The sequence below is a fragment of the Reyranella sp. genome (genome assembly GCF_965249915.1).
In the GTDB taxonomy this organism is placed as follows: domain Bacteria; phylum Pseudomonadota; class Alphaproteobacteria; order Reyranellales; family Reyranellaceae; genus Reyranella.
The window spans coordinates 2,439,076-2,458,196 of record NZ_OZ252257.1 but is presented as its reverse complement, the minus strand read 5'-3'; the positions used below and the strand labels follow the sequence as shown (position 1 = coordinate 2,458,196).

Here is a 19,121-nt window from a genome sequence, read left to right as displayed (position 1 = left end):
TGACGGCGATGGAGCCCCAACGGCTGATGCGACTGGCGACCGTCGCTTCGATATCGACGGCGCTCCTCCTGATCGTCGCCAAGTTCGCGGCCTGGCGGCTCACCGATTCGGTGAGCATGTTGTCCTCGCTGGTCGATACGTCGCTCGATCTCGTCAGCTCGATGGTGACCTTCTTCGCGGTGCGGCAGTCGCTCGTGCCGGCCGACGACAATCATCGGTTCGGTCACGGCAAGGCCGAGGGATTGGCCGGGCTCATCCAGGCCGGCTTCATCGCCGCCTCGGGATGCGCGCTCCTCGTCGCGATCGTCGAGCGGCTGGGCAATCCCAGGCAGGTTCGCGAGGAAGGGATCGGCCTTGCCGTCAGCGCGGTGGCGATCGGGCTGACGCTGTGCCTGGTCACGTTCCAGAAGTACGTCGTGCGGCGCAGCGGTTCGCTCGCCATCAGTGCCGACATGGCCCATTACAACACCGATCTGGTGGCGACGCTGGTCACCGGCGCGGGCGTCTTCCTGTCGGGCCTGCTGGATCTGCCGCTGATCGACAGCGGTGTAGCGGCCCTCGTGGCGCTCTACCTGATGCATGGCGCCTGGAATGTCGGCCGGGAGTCGCTGAACGTGCTGATGGACCACGAGCTGCCGGCCGAGGACAGCCGGAAGATCGAGGCGATCGCGCGGGCGCATCCCGGCGTGAAGGACGCGCACGATCTGAAGACCCGGTCGAGTGGGCTCACCAGGTTCATCCAGCTCCACATCGAGGTCGATCGTGACCTCTCGGTCGTGCTGGGCCACGCGATCGGCCTCGAAGTGCAGGCCGAGATTGCGAGGGCCTTTCCCGGAGCGGAGATCATCATCCACGTCGATCCGTCGCCCGCCCTATGACCGCGCGCCCTTCCTTCATCGTCGAGGACCAGTCCGAGACGGTTGCCTTCCTCGAGGCCGAGCTGAAGCCGGAGCGGAAGATCGACACGCACGGTGCCGTCGTCTTCCTGTGCCGCGAGCGCGCCTACAAGCTCAAGCGGGCCGTGAAGTTCCCCTACATGGACTTTTCGACCGAGGCCCGGCGCGCCGCGATGTGCGCCGCCGAAATCGACGTCAACCGGCGCTCCGCCCCGGAAATCTATCTCGGCATCGCCCCGGTTATACGGCGCGACGGCAGGCTGGCGCTGGGCGAGGTCGGTGAAACCTCCGTGCACGCGGTCGACTGGCTGGTGGTGATGCGGCGCTTCGACGAGGAGGGGCTGCTCGACCGCATGGCGGCGCGCGGCGCGCTGACGCCCGAGCTCATGGCCGCACTCGGCGCCCGCGTGGCGCGGTTCCATGACGCGCTGCCGGCCATCGCTTCGGGCTTCTGCTCGCCCGACGATTACCGTCATTCGGTGGCGGCCGATGTCCGCCAGATGCGCGAGGCGGGGGACCGTCTCGATCCGCCGACCAGCGAGGCGCTGGCCGAGGCGATGCCGCGGTCGCTCGAACCCTTCGTGGATATCGTGGCGCGCCGCGTCGCGGCCGGCGCGATCCGGCGCTGCCATGGCGACCTGCACCTGCGGAACATCGTGAGCCTGAACGGCCAGCCCGTGCCGTTCGATGCCATCGAGTTCTCCGACAAGATCGCCAATATCGACGTGCTCTACGATCTCGCCTTCGCGCTCATGGACCTGGCGCGACAGGGGCTGGGCGCGTTGGCCAACCGGCTGCTGAACGAATGGCTGTGGCGGGTCGGCGAGGTCGAGGGCGCCTCGCATGAGGAGGCGCTGGCGCTGCTGCCGATGTTCCTCGCGCGACGGGCGGCGATCCGCGCCTACGTCGATTCGGCTGTCACGGCCGTCAGCGGCGCCGACAATGCGCCGGCGCGTGCCTATCAGAAGGCGGCGCTGGCCTTCCTGCAGCCGGCGCCGCCGTGCCTGGTCGCGGTCGGCGGCCTGTCGGGCAGCGGCAAGACCACGCTGGCGCTGAAGCTGGCTCCGGAGATCGGCCGTACGCCGGGGGCGGTCGTGGTGCGGACCGATGTCGAGCGCAAGCGGCAGGCCGGAATCCGATTGGAAGATCGCATGCCGGCGGGCAGCTATTCGCCCGAGGCGTCCGCTCGAATTTACGCCGCGTGTCTCGCGCGTGCCGAGCGCGTGCTGCGCGCGGGGCACAGCGTCGTGCTCGATGCCGTCTTCGCCCGGCCCGAGGAACGCGCCGCGGCCGAGGCGCTGGCGCGCACGGTGGGCGTGCCGTTCCGGGGGATCTGGCTCGACGTCCCGAAGGACGTGGCGCAGCAGCGCGTGACGGATCGGAAGGGCGACGCTTCCGACGCGACGGCAACGGTGGTCGAGCGCCAGTTCGCCTACGATTTGGGACATATCGACTGGGACCGTCGCTGACCTCGGCTTGACGGCAATAGATTGAGTGAGTAATCACTCACTTATGAAATCGGTGAAGCTGATCGATGTGTCGGACGGCGCGGCCTCCGGGCATGTGCGCCAGCGGGAGGCCGAAGCCTTGGCCGTTCGCGACGCCTGCCTGGGATGGCTGCCGCTCGGGGGACTTCTGGCCCGCCTCGCCGATCCGATCGTGCGCGCCTGGATGAAGCGGTCAGGGACGGCCTATGCCGCCGAAATCGACGTCGTCGCCCGCACCCTGAAGAAGCCGGGCATCTGGCTGCTGCACGGCGCCTACCTCTTCGGCTGCACCGCGCTCGGTGACGAGGGCGAGAAGGGGCCGCGTCTGCGGCGCACGCTCGACTGGCCGTTTCCCGGTCTCGGCCGCCTCGTCGAGGTGAGGCGCCAGCGCGGCGCGGCTGGTGAATTCCTGAACGTCACCTGGCCGGGCTTCGTCGGCGTTTTGACCGCGGTGGCGCCGGCGCGCTTCGCCGCCTCGATCAACCAGGCGCCGATGCGCCGGCGGTGGCGGACACCGGTGTTGCTGTGGCTCGACTACGTGCTGAACGCGCTCCATAGCTTGCGCGGCAGCGGACGCCTGCCGCCCGAACATCTGCTGCGCCACGTCTTCGAGACCGCCGCGACCTTCGACGACGCGCGCCGCCAGCTCGAGACCATGCCGGTCGCCCGACCCGTCCTGTTCCTACTGGTCGGCGCCCGGTCCGGCGAGCGCATCGTGATCGAGCGCGAGGAGACGCGTGCGCGGACCTATCGCTGCGACACGGTCTTCGCCAACGACTGGCGCGAACGCCATCCGCATTGGCGGCCCCGCGCCTGCGGCGCGGGCGAGCCGGTCGAGAACAACATCCGCCGCCGCAGCGCGCTCGCCGCCTGGTCAGGGCGCGATGCCAATGACTTCGATTGGGTGACGGCGCCGGTCCTCAACGCCTGCACGCGCCTGTCGGTCGAGATGTCTCCCGCGACCGGCCAACTGACCGTCGCCGGCTGGGAAGCCGACGAACGAGGCAGCGCCACCCGCGTCACCGCGATCTCGACCTTCCAGCAGGCTGTTTAGAACCCAAGTCCCGGCGAATAAACGAAACAACCGAGATAAACGAAATAAATGAATCCAATGTCGCACCCCTCGAATCCGGTGTCGTGGCGGTGGTTGAAAGAGCGATCTTGCTTGACTTCCGAAAGACATTTTCCGCCGGCCGGCCGGAGCCGTCGTCAGGAGGCGCGATGAGCAAGCCGGAAGCATCCGAGCGCAAGACAGGAAGCAGGGCGGGGCTCCTGCTCACCCTTCGAGACGCTCCCTGCGTTCGCTCCTCAGGATGAGGTAAGTGCTCGAATCGATTCAATTCATTTCCAGCCAGCCTCTCAGGATGAGGCCAGTGTGGGATGTTCGGATCGATTCAATCTCGCCCCGAAGGGCTCTAGCTCCTAAGCGCGCTTCTTCGCTGTCGAACTGCGCGGCAGCAGGCGGGCGAGGTATTGGCCCGTATAGCTCTCCGGTACCTTCACGATCGCCTCGGGCGGTCCCTCGGCGACCAGGCGGCCGCCGCCCGAGCCGCCGTCGGGGCCCATGTCGAGCACCCAGTCGGCGGTCTTGATGACTTCGAGATTGTGCTCGATCACCAGCACCGTGTTGCCGGTCTCGACCAGGCGATGCAGCACTTCCAGCAGCTTGCGCACGTCCTCGAAGTGGAGACCCGTCGTGGGCTCGTCGAGGATGTAGAGCGTGCGGCCCGTGGCGCGGCGCGACAGTTCCTTGGCGAGCTTGACCCGCTGGGCCTCGCCACCCGACAGGGTCGTCGCCTGCTGGCCGATATGGATGTAGCCGAGACCGACCTGCTGGAGCGTCAGCAGCTTGTCGCGGATCACCGGCACCGCCTTGAAGAACTCGCAGCCCTCGTCGACGGTCATGTCGAGCACGTCGGCGATCGACTTGCCGCGGAACACGATCTCCAGCGTTTCGCGATTGTAGCGCTTGCCCTTGCAGACGTCGCACTCGACGTACACGTCGGGCAGGAAGTGCATCTCGATCTTGATGACGCCGTCGCCCTGGCAGGCCTCGCAGCGGCCGCCCTTCACGTTGAAGGAGAAGCGTCCGGGCTTGTAGCCGCGCTCGGTCGATTCCGGCAATTGCGAGAACCAGTCGCGGATCGGCGAGAAGGCACCGGTATAGGTCGCTGGGTTCGAGCGCGGCGTGCGGCCGATCGGCGACTGGTCGATGTCGACGATCTTGTCGAGATGGTTGACGCCCTCGAGCGCGGCGTGCGTGCCGGCATGTTCGCGCGCCTTGTTCAGCTGCTTGGCCAGTGCCTTGTAGAGCGTCTCGACGATCAGAGTGCTCTTGCCGCTGCCCGACACGCCGGTGACGCAGGTGAAGGTGCCGAGCGGGATGCTCGCCGTCACGTTCTGGAGATTGTTCTCCTTGGCGCCCTTCAGCGTGAGCCAGCGGCCGTTCTTCGGTGGCGGCTCGCGCCGCACCTTGGGAATGGGGACCTGGCGGAAGCCGGAAAGATACTGGCCGGTGAGGCTCGCGCTGTTGCGCATCACCTCCTCGGGCGTGCCCTGGGCGACGACGGTGCCGCCGAGCGCGCCGGCGCCGGGGCCCATGTCGACCAGATAGTCGGCCGAGCGGATCGCGTCCTCGTCATGTTCGACCACCAGCACCGTGTTGCCGAGGTCGCGCAGGCGCGTCAGCGTCTTCAGCAGCCGGTCGTTGTCGCGCTGGTGCAGGCCGATCGAGGGCTCGTCGAGCACATAGAGCACGCCGGTCAGGCCGGAGCCGATCTGGGAGGCGAGGCGAATGCGCTGGCTCTCGCCGCCGGACAGCGTGCCCGACGTGCGATTGAGCGTCAGGTAGGACAGGCCGACATTGTCGAGGAAGCCCAGCCGCTCGTTGATCTCCTTCAGGATGCGGGCGGCGATCTCGCGCTGCTTGGACGTGAGCTTGGGATCGAGTGCCAGAAACCACTTCACCGCCTCGCCGATCGAGAACTCGGTGGTCTGGCTGATGTTGAGGCCGGCGATCTTGACCGCGAGCGCCTCGGGCTTGAGACGCGCGCCGTTGCAGACCTCGCACTTGCTCTCGTGCTGGAAGCGCTCCAGTTCCTCGCGCACCCACGAGGAGTCGGTCTCCCGCCAGCGGCGGTCGAGATTGGGGATCACGCCCTCGAACGGCTTGGTCGTCTGGTACTGGCGGATGCCGTCGTCGTAGCGCATGGCGACCGACTCGCTGCCGCTGCCATGGAGGATCGTGTCGCGCACTTTCTTGGGCAGATCGCGCCACGGCACCGAGGTCTTGACCTTGAAGTGCTTGGCGATGCTCTCGAGCGTCTGCATGTAATACTGGCCCGACGAATCGGCCCACGGCGCGACCGCGCCCTCGGAGAGCGAGAGCCGGTCGTCCGGCACCACCATCTCGGGATCGAAGAACATCTTCACGCCCAAACCATCGCAGGCCGGGCAGGCGCCCTGCGGCGCGTTGAAGGAGAAGAGGCGCGGCTCGATCTCCTCGATGGTGAAACCGGAGACCGGGCAGGCGAAGCGGGCGGAGAAGACGGTGCGCTCGCCGTTGTCGGCGTTCTCGGCGATGGCCAGGCCCTCGGCGAGGGTAAGCGCCGTCTCGAGCGAATCGGCGAGGCGGTTGCCGAGGTCGGGCTTCACGACGATGCGGTCCACGACCACGTCGATGTCGTGCTTGAACTTCTTGTCGAGTGTCGGCGCCTCGGCGATCTCGTAGAGCTTGCCGTCGATCTTGACCCTCTGGAAGCCCTTGCGCTGCAGGTCCTGCAGTTCCTTGCGATACTCGCCCTTCCGGCCACGCACGATCGGCGCCATCAGATAGAGGCGCGTGCCTTCGGGCATCGTCTTGATGCGGTCGACCATCTGCGAGACGGTCTGGCTCTCGATCGGCAGTCCGGTCGCGGGCGAGTAGGGCACGCCAACGCGCGCGAACAGCAGGCGAAGATAATCGTAGATCTCGGTGACGGTGCCGACCGTCGAGCGCGGATTGCGCGAGGTCGTCTTCTGCTCGATCGAGATCGCGGGCGAGAGGCCCTCGATCGAATCGACGTCCGGCTTCTGCATCAGTTCGAGGAACTGGCGGGCATAGGCCGAGAGGCTCTCGACGTAGCGGCGCTGGCCCTCGGCATAGATCGTGTCGAAGGCGAGCGACGACTTGCCCGAGCCGGAGAGGCCGGTGATCACCACCAGCCGGTCGCGCGGCAGGTCGACGTCGACGTTCTTGAGATTGTGCTCGCGCGCGCCCCGTACGGAGATGAAGCGATGCGGCTCGGCAGCTTGTAAGCGGGACTTGGCCATCAGGAGCGGAACCATAAGGTATGCGCGGGATCAGCGCATATGGCGATTAGCCCACAGCTCCGCCAGTGCCCTGCGTCAAGCTGGCGATGCTTGCGCTGCCAGCACGCGAGCGGTCGGCCGGTCGTTCATCAGAAGCTGCGCGGTCCCCGCGATCAGCCCGATCAGCACGCCGATCTTCCAGGCGAGGTCATAGGAGCCCATCAGATCGAACAGATAGCCGCCGCCCCAGGCGCCGAGGAACGATCCGGCCTGGTGGCTGAGGAAGGCAATGCCGGTCAGGGTCGACAGGAAGCGCAGGCCGAAGATCTGCACCACCAGCCCGTTGACCAGCGGAATAACCCCCAGCCAGAGCGTGCCCATGGCGGCGCCGAACAGCACGACGGAGAGCGGCGTCGGCGGGAACAGGAAGAACAGCGCCACCGCCAGCGAGCGCAGCAGGTAGATCGCGCCGAGCAGCAGGCGCTTGGGATATTTGTCGCCCAGCCAGCCGAACAGCCACGAACTCAGGATGTTGAAGCCGCCGATCAGCATCAGCGCCACGGCGCTGTACGACGGATCCATGCCGCACTGGGCGAGATAGGTCGGCAGATGGGTGGTGATGAAGACCAGCTGCAGGCCGCAGACGAAGAAAGCGAGCGCCATCACGACATAGCCGGTGTGGCGCCGCGCCTCGTCGAGCGCGCCCGCCAGGGTGAGGTTGCGATCGGTCGACAGGGTGTTGGGCAGCTTGTCGGCCCGGCTGCCGACCCAGGCGGCCGGCAGCATGGCCAGCGCCAGAATGACGAAGGCCCAGACCGCCGCGCGCCAGCCGTCGGTATTGAGAAGGTAGGCCGCGATCGGCGCCGTCACCATGGTGCCGACGGAGCCGGCGGCCGAGACGATGCCGAAGGCCAATGTCCGGCGCCCCGGTTCGACGACGCGGGCGGCGATGTTGGCGGTGATGCCCGAGGTCGTGCAGGCCAGCGCCACGCCGATCAGGACGCCGGCGCCCAGAACGATGGGCAGGGCGGCCTGCGCCGTGGCGGTCAACCAGATGCCCAGGATGTACAGGGCGCTACCGATCATGGCGACCCAGCGCGTCCCGTATTTGTCTGCGAAGAAGCCGGCGACCGGCTGGCTCAGACCCCAGGCGACCTGCTGCACGGAGATCGCCAGCGCGAAGTCCGAGATCGCGATTCCGAGTTCCTTGGACGCCGGCGCCTGGAACAGGCCGAGATTCTGCCGGATGCCCATGGCGAGGGTCATCATCAGCGCGGCGCCGCCCAGCATGGCGTAGGCCTGGCCGGTCGAGACCTGGGGAACGTGGAAGGATTTGCTCATGGCCGGGGAAGATACGGGAGAGTTTGCCGCGACAACCAATGAATTGTCGGAGGGCCCGCATGAGGGAAGCTCACGCCACAACCGTAATTTGGTGGCTGCCCACAGGCTCCCGACCTTAGAATCTGTTGGAGGCTCAAGGCTTCGGCCAGAAAAAGGGCTGGCCGCTGCTTGCAACAGCGCCAGCCCTAGGTCGATGCCGAAGGTCTCGGAGCGAGACCATGCGACAACAAAGCAAATCCAGTCTGCGTTTGGGGCTGGCGTCCGTCAAGCACGCGAAACGTGTGGCCTCGCTCTCCTTGTTGGAAAGACCATAGGAGACTGAAATGGCGCTCTTTGCCGTAAGTTATGACCTACACAACAACCGCCAATATGAGCCGCTTTGGAACGCGCTCAAATCTGCAGGCGGGGTTCGGCTACTGGAATCATTCTGGCTGCTCAGTTCAACGCACAGCGCTGCCATCCTTCGCAATCTGCTGAACGCGCTCGTCGATTCCGACGACGCTGTAGCGGTTATAGAGGTTACGCCTGCTGCCGACTGGGCGACCACAGCGAATGTTTACACCGGCGGTACAAGGCTTCTCCAGACTCGGTAGATCGAGAACGCCCACCCCGTGGCTACCTCGGGGTGGGCGAATTCGCTGCTTCGTGAAGAACCAGCGTAAGCACCGCCAGCAGCCGCGCGCTGCGGTCACGGCGCCATGCGGAGCCGCCGGCCGCCGCCGACCGGCCCAGCCCGCAGGCTCACCAGGTGCCCCGCCGCAGCAGCAACGGCACGCCGCGCGCGTGAAGGCGCTACCTCACGTCGCTCGCGGCGCCATCGAAGTTAGGTGTTTCCCACAGGCGGCCGGGGCTAGGTTGCCCGCCGTGAGGTAGGTGCCGCGTCCTGCGGTGCCGGGAAAGCCAAGGAGGCCCCCATGGCGGGCAGCGTCAACAAAGTCATTCTGGTCGGCAATCTCGGCCGCGACCCCGAAGTGAAGTCCATGCAGGACGGCCGTTCGCTGGTGAACATGTCGGTGGCGACGTCGGAGACCTGGCGCGACCGCAACAGCGGCGAGCGCAAGGAACGGACCGAGTGGCACCGCGTCGTGATCTTCAACGACAAGCTGGCCGAAGTGGCCCAGAAGTTCCTGAAGAAGGGCGCCAAGATCTATCTCGAAGGCCAGCTCACCACCCGCAAGTGGACCGACCAGAGCGGCCAGGAACGCTACACGACCGAAGTGGTCATTCCGCGTTTCGGCGGCTCGCTCACCATGCTCGACGGCCGCAGCGGCGGCGGTGACGGCGGCGGGGGCGGCGGCATGGACGACGATTTCGGCGGCGGCGGCATGTCCGGCGGCGGCGGGATGTCGAGCGGCGGTGGTGGGGGTGGGGGCGGCCGCGCTGCCCCGCGCGGCAAGGCCGAGCTCGACGACGACATTCCGTTCTAGGCCATGATGCGGACGCTCGTCCTGGGTGGGACGGGCGTCTTTGGCGGCCGGCTATGCCGCCTGCTGGCGAACGATCCCCTCATCGATCTGACGATCGCCGCGCGTGATCGCGTGAAGGTCGAGGCGATGGCCACCGAATTGGGCGTGGCCGGCCTCGCGCTCGATTGGCGGCAGGATCTCGATCGCGCGCTCGCCTCGCAGCGATTCGACGTTCTGATCCATGTGGCTGGTCCCTTCCAGGGCCAGGACTATGCGGTGGCGGAAGCCTGCATCCGCCACGGCGTCCACTATCTCGACCTTTCGGACGACCGCGCCTTCGTCTGCGGCATCGACCGCCTGGACGCGGCGGCCCGAGCCGCCGGCGTGTTCGTCTGTTCGGGGGCGAGTACGGCGCCCGCGCTCACCGGCGCCGTCCTGGAGCAGGCGTTGCAGGAAGGAATAGCCGTCGACCGCGTGTCGTTCGGTATCGTGCCGGGAAATGATGCGCCGCGCGGCCGCGCCCTGATCGAGGCCATCCTGTCCGGCGCGGGGAAGCCCATTCCCGATCAGCCGGGGCGGCATGTCTGGGGCAGCCTTCGCCGGTTCGCCGTGTCCGGATTGGGCCGCCGCTGGGCGGCTTCCTGCGACCTGCCCGAGCCGGCCCTGTTTCGAGAGCGTTTTGGCGTCGCGGAGACCTATGCCGGTGCGGGGCTGGAACTCTCCATCCTGCACCTCGGCCTCTGGCTGCTGGCCATGCCCGTCCGGCTCGGCGTGCTTCGCTCGCTGCGACCGGCGGCGAGGCCGCTCGCCTGGATCGCCGATCGGCTGCGCGTCTTCGGCACCGACAGAGGCGGGCTGCGCATCGATCTCGAGGGCGCGGGTGGTTCGCGCAGCTGGTCCCTGGTGGCGGAGGGCGGCGACGGTCCTTTCGTGCCGGCGACGCCCGCCGCGGCGCTGGTGCGCAAGCTGGCGCGCGGGGAAGTCTCCCAGCGGGGCGCCATGCCCTGTATCGGCCTGCTGTCGCTGGCCGAGATCGAGGCCGAGTGGGTGCGGGCGCATCTGCGCATCGCATCGGGATGGGGCGAGGACGGGGCGTCGTTCCGGCCCTCGCTCTATCGCCGCGTCCTGGGCCGTGCCTACGGCGCGATGTCCGGCGCCGGGCAGATCCTTCATGACGGCGACGTCGTGAGCTGGAGCGGGCGGTGCACGGTCGAGGGAACGACCCGCCTCGCCGGACGGGTCTTGGCCCGGTTGTTCGGCTTGCCGCCTGCGGTCGCGGACGCCCGCATCGAGGTCGACTTCGGCATGCAGGGCGGGCGCGAGACCTGGATACGGCGGGTCGGCGGCCGCACCATGCGTTCCGAGCAATATATCGGGCTGCGCCGCCCCATGGGCTGGATCGTCGAGCGGTTCGGGCCCTTCGCCTTCGATCTCAGGCTGCCCGTGAAAGATGGCCGGCTCGAACTGGTGATGGTGGGCATGCGTTTCGCGGGCGTGCCGCTGCCGCGCTTCTGCTGGCCCGTCATCAAGGCGGTCGAGACCGAGGATGAGGAGGGGCGTTTCCGGTTCGATGTCGAGATCGGCCTGCCCTGGATCGGCCGGCTGGTGCGCTATCGCGGCTTCCTCACAGGTCGATGAAGCGGTCCCGCGTCTGCGGCGACGGCACGAGGCATGAGTCGAGGCGGCCGAACCAGCGGATCCGGTTGCGCGCGACGATGTCGTAGATCGGGTCCCGCAGGATCTTCGGCAGTAGGATGAGGGGATAAAGCCCGCGCGCCGGGCCCTTCAGATGGCGCAACGCCCGCAGCGCGGCGGTCGAGCGTGTGTAGACCTTTCCGTTCTCGAGCAGCAGGATCGTGCGGTCCAGCGTGTCGCCGGGCAGGTCCAGGGCGGCCAGGACCCGCTTGCCGAGGAGCGACTGTGCGCTGGCGAACTTGAGGCGCCCGGCGGGATCGCGCTTCAGGCAGAAGGCGACGAAGCGGCTGCACAGCACGCATTGACCGTCGAAGAAGTAGAGCGGCTGCGGCAGGTCCGCCAGAGCCGGCGGGATCTTCACGCGGGAAAGCCGAGGGCCCGCAGTTCGGCCTCCGTCTCTTCCGCCGAGCGGTGATGGATGGCGCTCATGCCGATGGCCCGCGCGCCCTCGACGTTCGCCATCACGTCGTCGATGAACACGGCGGCCTGTGGCCTGAAACCGCCGGTCTCGCAGGCCAGCCGGTAGATGGCGGCGTCGGGCTTCCAGCAGCCGACGTTTCCGGAGACGATGAAGTCGCGGAAGCGGCCCACGAAGGGGTGTCTTGCCCGCGCCGGTCCGCGCAGCCACGCGTCGAGGAAGCCGGGCGCGTTGGACAGCAGGTAGAGCGGCACGCCGGCGTCGGCCAGCCGCTCGACCAGGGCCGCCACCGGCGGGAAGGCGTGGTCGAGCATCTCGTCGAAACGGTCATAATAGGCCGAAATCAGCGCTTCCTTGCCCGGATGACGCGCCTGGAGCTCGCGCGTGGCGGTGGCGGGATCGCCATCATAGTCCTGCCGCATGTGCCATTCGCGGGTGGTCACATTGGCCAGGAACGCCTCCATCTCCGCCTCCTGCGGGATCAGCTTCCGGTAGAGGTGCCGCGGATTGTAGTCGATCAGCACGCCGCCCATGTCGAAGACCACGACGGAGGGGCGGGACGGGGCATTTTCTGGGGGCAATTCTCGGCCTTTCCGCGAGCTATTTTCGGTGCGAATTTAGTCAATAATATCAAAGCATTAAAGGGCAGTTCTTCGGGCGATTTTTGTTGGTCTTCCGGGGTATGTTTGGTAGGTTGCGAAATACCCCTGCCGGAGTCTCCGGACGGGCTGCAAGAACGAGAAAAATCCCAGGTCTCCGTGAGCGACGATACGACACTGCCGCCGGCGCCGCCGCCCTCCGACGCGCCTCCGCCCCCGTCATCTCCGCACGATATCGCCCCGATCACGATCGAAGAGGAGATGCGCCGCTCCTACCTCGATTACGCCATGAGCGTGATCGTGGCGCGCGCTCTTCCCGATGCGCGCGACGGCATGAAGCCCGTGCAGCGTCGCATTCTCTACGCGATGAAGGAGGGCGGCTACGACTCGACGCGGCCCTTCCGCAAGTCGGCGCGCATCGTCGGCGACGTGATGGGCAAATATCACCCGCACGGCGACAGCGCGATCTACGACGCCATGGTTCGCATGGCGCAGGACTTCTCGATGCGCCTGCCGCTGATCTCGGGGCAGGGCAACTTCGGCTCGATGGACGGCGATCCGCCGGCGGCGATGCGCTATACCGAGGCGCGTCTGGCCAGCGTCTCCGAGACGCTGCTCGAGGACATCAACAAGGACACGGTCGAGTTCCAGCCGAACTACGACGAGCGCGAGAGCGAGCCGACGGTGCTGCCGGCGGCCTATCCGAACCTGCTGGCCAACGGCGCCGGTGGAATCGCGGTGGGCATGGCGACAAACATTCCGCCGCACAATCTCGGCGAACTGATCGATGCCTGCCTGGCGCTGATCGCCAATCCGGAGCTGACCGTGCCGCAGCTCACGGAGTACGTGCCGGGTCCGGATTTTCCGACCGGCGGCATCATCCTCGGCCGCAACGGCATCCGGGCTGCTTTCGAGCTGGGCCGCGGCTCGATGATCATGCGGGCCAAGACCAACATCGAGGCGAGGTCCGGAGGCCGCGAGTCGATCGTCGTCACCGAGATACCGTACCAGGAAAACAAGGCCCGGCTGCACGAGCGCATCGCTGAGGTGGTGCGCGACAAGAAGGTCGAGGGCATCTCCGAGATTCGCGATGAGAGCGACAGGGATGGCGTGCGGCTGGTCATCGACCTGAAGCGCGACGCGATGTCCGATATCGTGCTCAACCAGCTCTATCGCTTCACGCCCCTGCAGACGAGCTTCAGCGTCAACGCCCTGGCGCTCGACGGCGGCCGTCCGAAGTTGATGAACCTCAAGGAGCTTCTCGAGGCCTTCATCCGGTTCCGGGCCGAGGTGATCACCCGGCGCACGCGCTTCGAGCTCAACCATGCGCGCGACCGCGCCCATGTGCTGGTGGGGCTGGCGATCGCCGTCGCCAATATCGACGAAGTCATCGAGATGATCCGTCGCTCGCCCGACCCGAATGTGGCGCGCGAGCGTTTGATGGCCAAGGACTGGCCGGCTGCCGACGTGAAGCCGCTGATCGACCTGATTGCCGAGCCCGGCCGCGAAGTGTCGCCGGAGGGAACCTACCGGCTGTCCGAGGTGCAGGCCCGCGCGATCCTCGAACTGCGCCTGCAGCGCCTGACCGGCCTGGAACGCGACAAGATCGCCGAGGAGTTGACCGAGGTCGCGAAGCTGATCGAGGGCTATCTCGAGCTGCTGGGCGATCGGGGCAAGCTGTTCGCGCTGATGGGCGAGGAGCTCCGCGAGATCAAGGAGAAGTACGCCACGCCGCGGCGGACCCAGATCGTCGACAACGAATTCGAGCAGGACATCGAGGACCTGATTCAGCGCGAGGACATGGCCGTCACGGTGACCCATGGCGGCTATGTGAAGCGTGTCCCGGTGTCGGCCTATCGGGCCCAGCGCCGCGGTGGCAAGGGCCGCTCGGGCATGGCCACGCGCGAGGACGATTTCGTATCGAGCCTGTTCGTGGCCAACACGCACACGCCGGTGCTGTTCTTCTCCAGCCGCGGCATCGTCTACAAGCTCAAGGTCTGGCGCCTGCCGCTGGGCGCGCCGCAGGCGCGCGGCAAGGCGTTCGTGAACCTGCTGCCGCTCGGCGAGGGCGAGACCATCAGCGCCGTCATGCCGATGCCGGAAGACGAATCGAGCTGGTCGAAGCTCAACGTCATGTTCGCGACGGCGCGCGGCGGCGTGCGTCGCAACGAGCTCAGCGACTTCACCAGCGTCAACCAGGGTGGCAAGATCGCCATGAAGTTCGAGGGCGAAGACGCGGGCGATCGCCTGATCGGCGTCGGCGTCTGCTCCGAGGAGCAGGACGTCCTGCTGGCGACGCGCCAGGGCCGCTCGATGCGCTTCCCGGTCTCGACCGTGCGCGTATTCGCCAGCCGCAATTCAACCGGCGTGCGCGGCATCGCGCTGGCCGAGGGCGACGAGGTGATCTCGATGTCGCTGGTCGACGGCGGCAAGGGAATCCCGACCGAAGATCGCGACGCCTACCTGCGCCAGTCGCGCGCGCTGCGCCAGGCGGAGAACGCGGTGGACGCCGGCGAGCCGGTCGCGGACGCAGCAGAGGAAGAGGCGGTCCCAGGCGAGGAGGCCACTTCGACGGCCTACACCCTGTCGCCCGAGCGTTTTGCGGAGCTTCAGGCCAAGGAGGAGTTCGTGCTCACGGTGGCCTCTTCCGGCTTCGGCAAGCGCACCTCGGCGTACGAGTATCGGGTGACCGGTCGCGGCGGCAAGGGCGTGGAACTGATGAGCCTCGCCAGGGGCGGCGAGATCGTCGCTGCGCTGCCGGTGCTCAATACCGACGAGATCATGCTGGTGACCGATGCCGGCACGCTGATCCGTTGTCCGGTGGATGGAATCCGTATTGCCGGGCGGGCGACGCGCGGCGTGCGCATCGTCAACGTGAGCGAGGGCGAGCGCGTCGTGACGGCTGTGCGGATCGGCGACGACGATGCCGGCAACGGCGGAAACGGCGACATCCAGGCAGAGCCGAATACCGGAACAGAGCAGGACTCCAGTTCCGAAACAAACGGTGGATAAGGGTCGGTCGTGTCGCTAAGACTTCGCCGTCGCAGTCTGCGCACAAGGGGGAGACATGGCCGTAGAACGCACCGGGGTTTATCCGGGCACGTTCGATCCCATCACGAGCGGGCACATGGAAGTGGTGCGGCGCTCGCTGCGCCTCGTCGACAGGCTGGTGATCGGCCCGCACATCAACGTGGGCAAGGGACCGCTTTTCTCGCTCGAGGAGCGGATCGAAATCATCAACGAGGACATCGCGGATTTTCCACAGGCGGACCGCGATCGCATCACGGTGGTGCCGTTCGAGGGGCTGTTGATCCACTTCGCGCGCGACGTGAATGCGTCGGTCATCATCCGCGGACTGCGGGCCGTCTCGGACTTCGAGTACGAGATCCAGATGGCCAATATGAATGCGCGCATGGAGCCTGCAATCGAGACGATCTTCCTGATGGCGTCGGACCGGCACCAGTTCATCGCCTCGTCCCTGGTGAAGGATATCGCCCGTCTGGGCGGCGACACGTCGCAATTCGTGTCCAAGAAGGTATTCGAGCGCCTGAAAGCCAAGTTCAGCAAGGCGTGAGGCCGGCAAGGTCGCGTTGACCATCGGCCCCCCGCACTTTATATGGGCGCCGCGCGGCGGAGAAGCCCGCGGCGCGGAACCGGAAAGAGCCCGTAGCTCAGCGGTAGAGCATCTGACTTTTAATCAGAGGGTCGTGGGATCGTACCCCACCGGGCTCACCACTGGACCCAAGAAGGAGAAGAACGGCTCATGCCGTCGGTGAAAGTCGTCAACGGCAAGCAGATCGTGGTCGAGCATCTCGGCCCGGTCGAGCGGGTCATCAGCTTCCTAACCAAGCCGTTCGTCCGGATGCTGCAGCATCGCGACCTGATCGCGGCCATCCTGCGGCGCGAGGTGCGCGAGCGCTTCAAGGGATCGATCGCGGGCTGGATCTGGGCGATCATTGCCCCGCTGCTGATGATCGCCGTCTATACCTTTGCGTTCACGACGACGCTTTCGCTGCCGGTGGCCGACGGGACCGACGGCAAGCAGGTCAGCTATTCGCTGTTCATCTTCAGCGGCCTCATCGTCTTCAGCTTCTTCTCGGAGATGGCGTTCCGGGCGCCGATGCTGCTGCACGAGTACACCCATTTCATCAAGCAGACGATCTTCCCCAGCGACATGCTGCCGGTGATCTCGACCCTGCGTGCGACGGCCTACACGCTGATCTCCGGCGCGGTGATGCTGATCTTCCAGCTCGCGATGACCGGCTCCCTGCCGTGGACCGTGCTGCTGGTGCCGTTGATCTTCATTCCGTTCATGGCGTTCCTGATCGGCATGTCGTGGTTCCTTGCAGCCCTGGGCGCGTTTACGCGCGACGCCGGCTATCTGATGATCACCATCGTGCCGCTGTTCATGTTCGCGACGCCGATCTTCTACTCCCACACCGGGTTGCCGCCGCCGTTCAACTTCTGGATCTATGCCAACGCGCTGACCGGCTTCGTCGAGGTCATGCGCGACGTCGTCCTGTTCGGCAAGCTGCCTGATATGATCGTCTACGGGTATACGCTGGCGATCTCGTTGTTCAGCTTCTATTTCGGCTACTGGTTCTTTGACAGGTATCGGAATGTCATCGTCGACGTCCTCTGAGATCGTCGTCGAGGCGAAGAACCTCGGCAAGGCTTTCCAGCTCTATGCTCACCGCAACGACTGGTTGAAGCAGGTCCTGTTCGGCTGGTGGAAGGCGTACTTCAAGCCGTTCTGGGTGCTGCGCGACATCAGCCTCGAGGTGAGGAAGGGCGAGAGCATCGGCATCCTCGGTCGCAACGGCTGCGGCAAGTCCACCCTGCTGCAGGTGGTTTGCGGCATGACGCTGCCCAGCCATGGCGAACTCAGGGTCACCGGCCGCATCGCACCGGTGCTGGCGCTGGGCTCGACCTTCGACATGGAGCTGTCGGGCCGCGAGAACGTCCTGATCGGCGGCGCCGTGCTCGGGCTGAAGCGCAGCGAAGTCCTGCGCAAGTTCGATTCGATCGCCGAGTTCGCCGGCATCGGCGAGTACATGGACCAGCCGGTGAAGCACTATTCGATGGGCATGCGCACGCGCCTGGCCTTCTCGATCTGCGCCCATGTCGAGGCGGAAATCCTGGTCGTCGACGAAGCACTGTCGGTCGGCGACGCCGCGTTTCAGCGCAAGTGCCTCGACTGGATCGACAATTTCCGCAAGACGGGGACGCTGCTCTTCGTGTCCCATTCGATGGCCGAGGTTCGTCGCCTGTGCACGCGCGCGATCTGGATCGAGGAGGGGCGCATCCGCGAGCAGGGCGATCCGAACGACGTCATCCGCTCCTACCATCGTGCCCTGCTGGTCGAGAAGGACGACGTCCAGCGCTTCTCCTCAGGAAACGCCAAGCAGGTTGCTGCGGGCGAGTAGGGCCGCATGGAGCCGGGCATCCTGGCGTGGCTCGGCTTCGGCTGGTGGTCGCTCGGCTCGGCCATCCAATGGACGAGTGCCGCCCTGGGGAGGTCGCCCCGGCAGAACCTCGCCGCCAGCCACAGCCCGCGTGAGTTCAGCATCGTGGCGCCGATGGCCGGCGCCGACGATGCGGCAGCGGACTATGTGCAGGCCCTGAGGCGACTGGCCGAGGCCGGCGCGGAAGTTCTGATCTGCGTGGCCCGTGCCGACGATGCGGCGGTGGCGCCGACAAGAAGGATCTGGGCCGAGGCGCAAATCCTGGTCGGCGCGGACGATACCTTCAACCCGAAGATGAACAATGTGCGCAAGGGGCTCGAGGCGGCCAGCCGGAACGTCGTTGCCCTGTGCGACGCCGGTATCCAGCTTAGTCCGGAGGAGCTGACCCGCGCCGCCGCTCCGCTCTCTGCGGGAGTGGGCTTGGTGCTCGCGCTCAAGGCTGCCGACGCGCCGCGGAGTTTCGCGGCGGAGATCGAGCGGGCGTACATCGACGGCCACCAGGCCAAGTTTCTTTTCGCCGCCGATCGCCTGGGCCTTGCCGTGGCGTCCGGCGGCGTCACGCTCTTGACCCGCGACACGCTGCAGCGGATCGGCAACTGGCGGGGCTTCAACCGCTGGATCGCCGACGACTATTCGGTGGTGCGCTCGGTGCGCGAACTGGGCCTCTCCACCCGTCTGGGTGCGGTGATGCCGCGCCTGCCGCTCGGGGAGCGCTCCTGGTCGACGGTGTGGCGGCGCCAGGTCCGATGGGCGCGTACACGGCTGCGGCTGCCGGTCTGGCCGCTCGTTCTGTGGGAGCCCGCGATCGGCTGGGCGGCCACCGGTGCGGCGGGCGCCGCTGCGCTCTTTTGTTCGGGGGCGAACCTGGCGATGGTCGCGGTCGCTGTGGCGCTCCATACCGGAGGCTGGCTGTTGGCCGAGAAATGGTTCATGACGGGCCGTGGCCTGTCGTTCGGCATGCGCGGTGCGGCCGCTGCGCTCGTCCGCGAGGCGCTTGCGCCGGTCTTGATCGCAAGTGCGCTGTCGGGCCGCGCGATCCACTGGCGTGGCACCGATCTCGGGGGCCAATGGCGGGACCGACAGGGATCTGCCGAAGAGTCGTCGAAGAAGACCGTATCCGGGAAGCCCACATGAACAGCAGCAGCAGGCAGGCGATTTCCACCGTGATGTTGCCGGCGAAGGTCGACACGGTGACTGTCGCGGCGGTCGAGGGAATGCTGTTGGAGACTCTGCATCCAGGCGCACGCATCATCGTCGACGGCAGCGAGGTTGCCTACATGAGCGCCGCCGGCGTGCGCACCTTCGCAACCGTGATGCACAAAGCGGCGAAGGTGCAGGCGCAGATCGTTTTCTGTCGCTTCTCAGGCGCCGCCTGGGATTGTCTCCTGGTCAGTGGCTTTTCTGAACTTCTGGAAATCGCCGCTACGACCGAAGAAGCCGTGGCACGACTTGAGAAGGATCCGCGGCCATCCACTGGGGAAAGCTTGCACCGGCGCCGTGGCGCGGGTTAACTACTGTTTGGGC

General features: G+C 66.7%; 16 protein-coding genes and 1 tRNA gene. 13 read left to right on the top strand and 4 right to left on the bottom strand.

Going from position 1 to position 19,121, the window contains the following annotated elements:
• The first annotated feature begins 8 nt into the window (after positions 1-8).
• From ACP15H_RS12155 to ACP15H_RS12145, 3 genes are read left to right on the top strand one after another with little or no spacing between them, the layout of a single operon-like run.
• Complete coding sequence (locus ACP15H_RS12155) at positions 9-878, top strand: cation diffusion facilitator family transporter (RefSeq protein ID WP_425066441.1); 870 nt, start codon at positions 9-11, stop codon at positions 876-878.
• Complete coding sequence (locus ACP15H_RS12150; RefSeq protein WP_425066440.1) at positions 875-2,365, top strand: AAA family ATPase; 1,491 nt, start codon at positions 875-877, stop codon at positions 2,363-2,365. The genes ACP15H_RS12155 and ACP15H_RS12150 overlap by 4 nt, the downstream gene beginning before the upstream one ends.
• A 43-nt stretch (positions 2,366-2,408) precedes the next feature.
• Entirely contained in the window at positions 2,409-3,437 is a 1,029-nt protein-coding gene (locus tag ACP15H_RS12145) for a hypothetical protein (RefSeq protein ID WP_425066439.1), read from the top strand.
• Positions 3,438-3,805: 368 nt separating this feature from the next.
• On the opposite strand, the gene uvrA is transcribed toward ACP15H_RS12145, so the two are convergent.
• Together uvrA and ACP15H_RS12135 are read right to left on the bottom strand one after the other, a co-directional pair.
• Positions 3,806-6,694, bottom strand: coding sequence for an excinuclease ABC subunit UvrA (uvrA, locus tag ACP15H_RS12140; RefSeq protein ID WP_425066438.1), 2,889 nt, complete (start codon positions 6,692-6,694; stop codon positions 3,806-3,808).
• 75 nt (positions 6,695-6,769) lie between these two features.
• Positions 6,770-8,014, bottom strand: a complete 1,245-nt coding sequence (locus ACP15H_RS12135; protein ID WP_425066437.1) for an MFS transporter — start codon at positions 8,012-8,014, stop codon at positions 6,770-6,772.
• 323 nt (positions 8,015-8,337) lie between these two features.
• On the opposite strand from ACP15H_RS12135, the gene ACP15H_RS12130 reads away from it, so the two are divergent.
• The 3 genes from ACP15H_RS12130 to ACP15H_RS12120 all read left to right on the top strand — a co-directional run bounded on the left by ACP15H_RS12130 (position 8,338) and on the right by ACP15H_RS12120 (position 11,058).
• Entirely contained in the window at positions 8,338-8,607 is a 270-nt protein-coding gene (locus ACP15H_RS12130) for a hypothetical protein (protein ID WP_425066436.1), read from the top strand.
• A 321-nt stretch (positions 8,608-8,928) separates the two neighbouring features.
• Entirely contained in the window at positions 8,929-9,441 is a 513-nt protein-coding gene (ssb, locus tag ACP15H_RS12125; protein WP_425066435.1) for a single-stranded DNA-binding protein, read from the top strand.
• 3 nt (positions 9,442-9,444) lie between these two features.
• A complete protein-coding gene (locus ACP15H_RS12120) occupies positions 9,445-11,058 on the top strand; it encodes a DUF4166 domain-containing protein (protein WP_425066434.1) in 1,614 nt (537 codons plus the stop codon).
• Here the strand turns inward: ACP15H_RS12120 and ACP15H_RS12115 are convergent.
• Both ACP15H_RS12115 and ACP15H_RS12110 read right to left on the bottom strand, forming a co-directional pair.
• Positions 11,045-11,476 carry a thiol-disulfide oxidoreductase DCC family protein gene (locus ACP15H_RS12115; RefSeq protein ID WP_425066433.1) on the bottom strand — a complete coding sequence of 144 codons (432 nt, stop codon included), beginning with the start codon at positions 11,474-11,476 and terminating at the stop codon, positions 11,045-11,047. The two genes, ACP15H_RS12120 and ACP15H_RS12115, sit on opposite strands and share 14 nt — an antisense overlap.
• Positions 11,473-12,114, bottom strand: a complete 642-nt coding sequence (locus ACP15H_RS12110) for an HAD family hydrolase (protein WP_425066432.1) — start codon at positions 12,112-12,114, stop codon at positions 11,473-11,475. The genes ACP15H_RS12115 and ACP15H_RS12110 overlap by 4 nt, the downstream gene beginning before the upstream one ends.
• A 177-nt stretch (positions 12,115-12,291) precedes the next feature.
• Here ACP15H_RS12110 and gyrA point away from each other — a divergent pair, with 177 nt between their 5' ends.
• The 7 genes from gyrA (at position 12,292) to ACP15H_RS12075 (ending at position 19,108) form a co-directional block, all read left to right on the top strand.
• Entirely contained in the window at positions 12,292-15,144 is a 2,853-nt protein-coding gene (gyrA, locus tag ACP15H_RS12105; RefSeq protein ID WP_425066431.1) for a DNA gyrase subunit A, read from the top strand.
• A gap of 55 nt (positions 15,145-15,199) precedes the next feature.
• Entirely contained in the window at positions 15,200-15,706 is a 507-nt protein-coding gene (gene coaD / locus ACP15H_RS12100) for a pantetheine-phosphate adenylyltransferase (protein ID WP_422035227.1), read from the top strand.
• 86 nt (positions 15,707-15,792) lie between these two features.
• Positions 15,793-15,867 (top strand) — tRNA-Lys (locus tag ACP15H_RS12095).
• Between the two features lie 28 nt (positions 15,868-15,895).
• A complete protein-coding gene (locus ACP15H_RS12090) occupies positions 15,896-16,774 on the top strand; it encodes an ABC transporter permease (RefSeq protein WP_425066430.1) in 879 nt (292 codons plus the stop codon).
• On the top strand, positions 16,752-17,558 hold the full coding sequence (locus ACP15H_RS12085) for an ABC transporter ATP-binding protein (RefSeq protein ID WP_304854657.1): 807 nt from the start codon (positions 16,752-16,754) through the stop codon (positions 17,556-17,558). Before ACP15H_RS12090 ends, ACP15H_RS12085 begins: the two co-directional genes overlap by 23 nt.
• A gap of 6 nt (positions 17,559-17,564) precedes the next feature.
• Positions 17,565-18,731 carry a glycosyltransferase gene (locus ACP15H_RS12080; protein ID WP_425066429.1) on the top strand — a complete coding sequence of 389 codons (1,167 nt, stop codon included), beginning with the start codon at positions 17,565-17,567 and terminating at the stop codon, positions 18,729-18,731.
• The gene (locus ACP15H_RS12075; RefSeq protein ID WP_425066428.1) at positions 18,728-19,108 is read left to right on the top strand and encodes an STAS domain-containing protein; all 381 of its coding nucleotides are present in this window, start codon (positions 18,728-18,730) and stop codon (positions 19,106-19,108) included. Before ACP15H_RS12080 ends, ACP15H_RS12075 begins: the two co-directional genes overlap by 4 nt.
• Positions 19,109-19,121 lie beyond the last annotated feature (13 nt).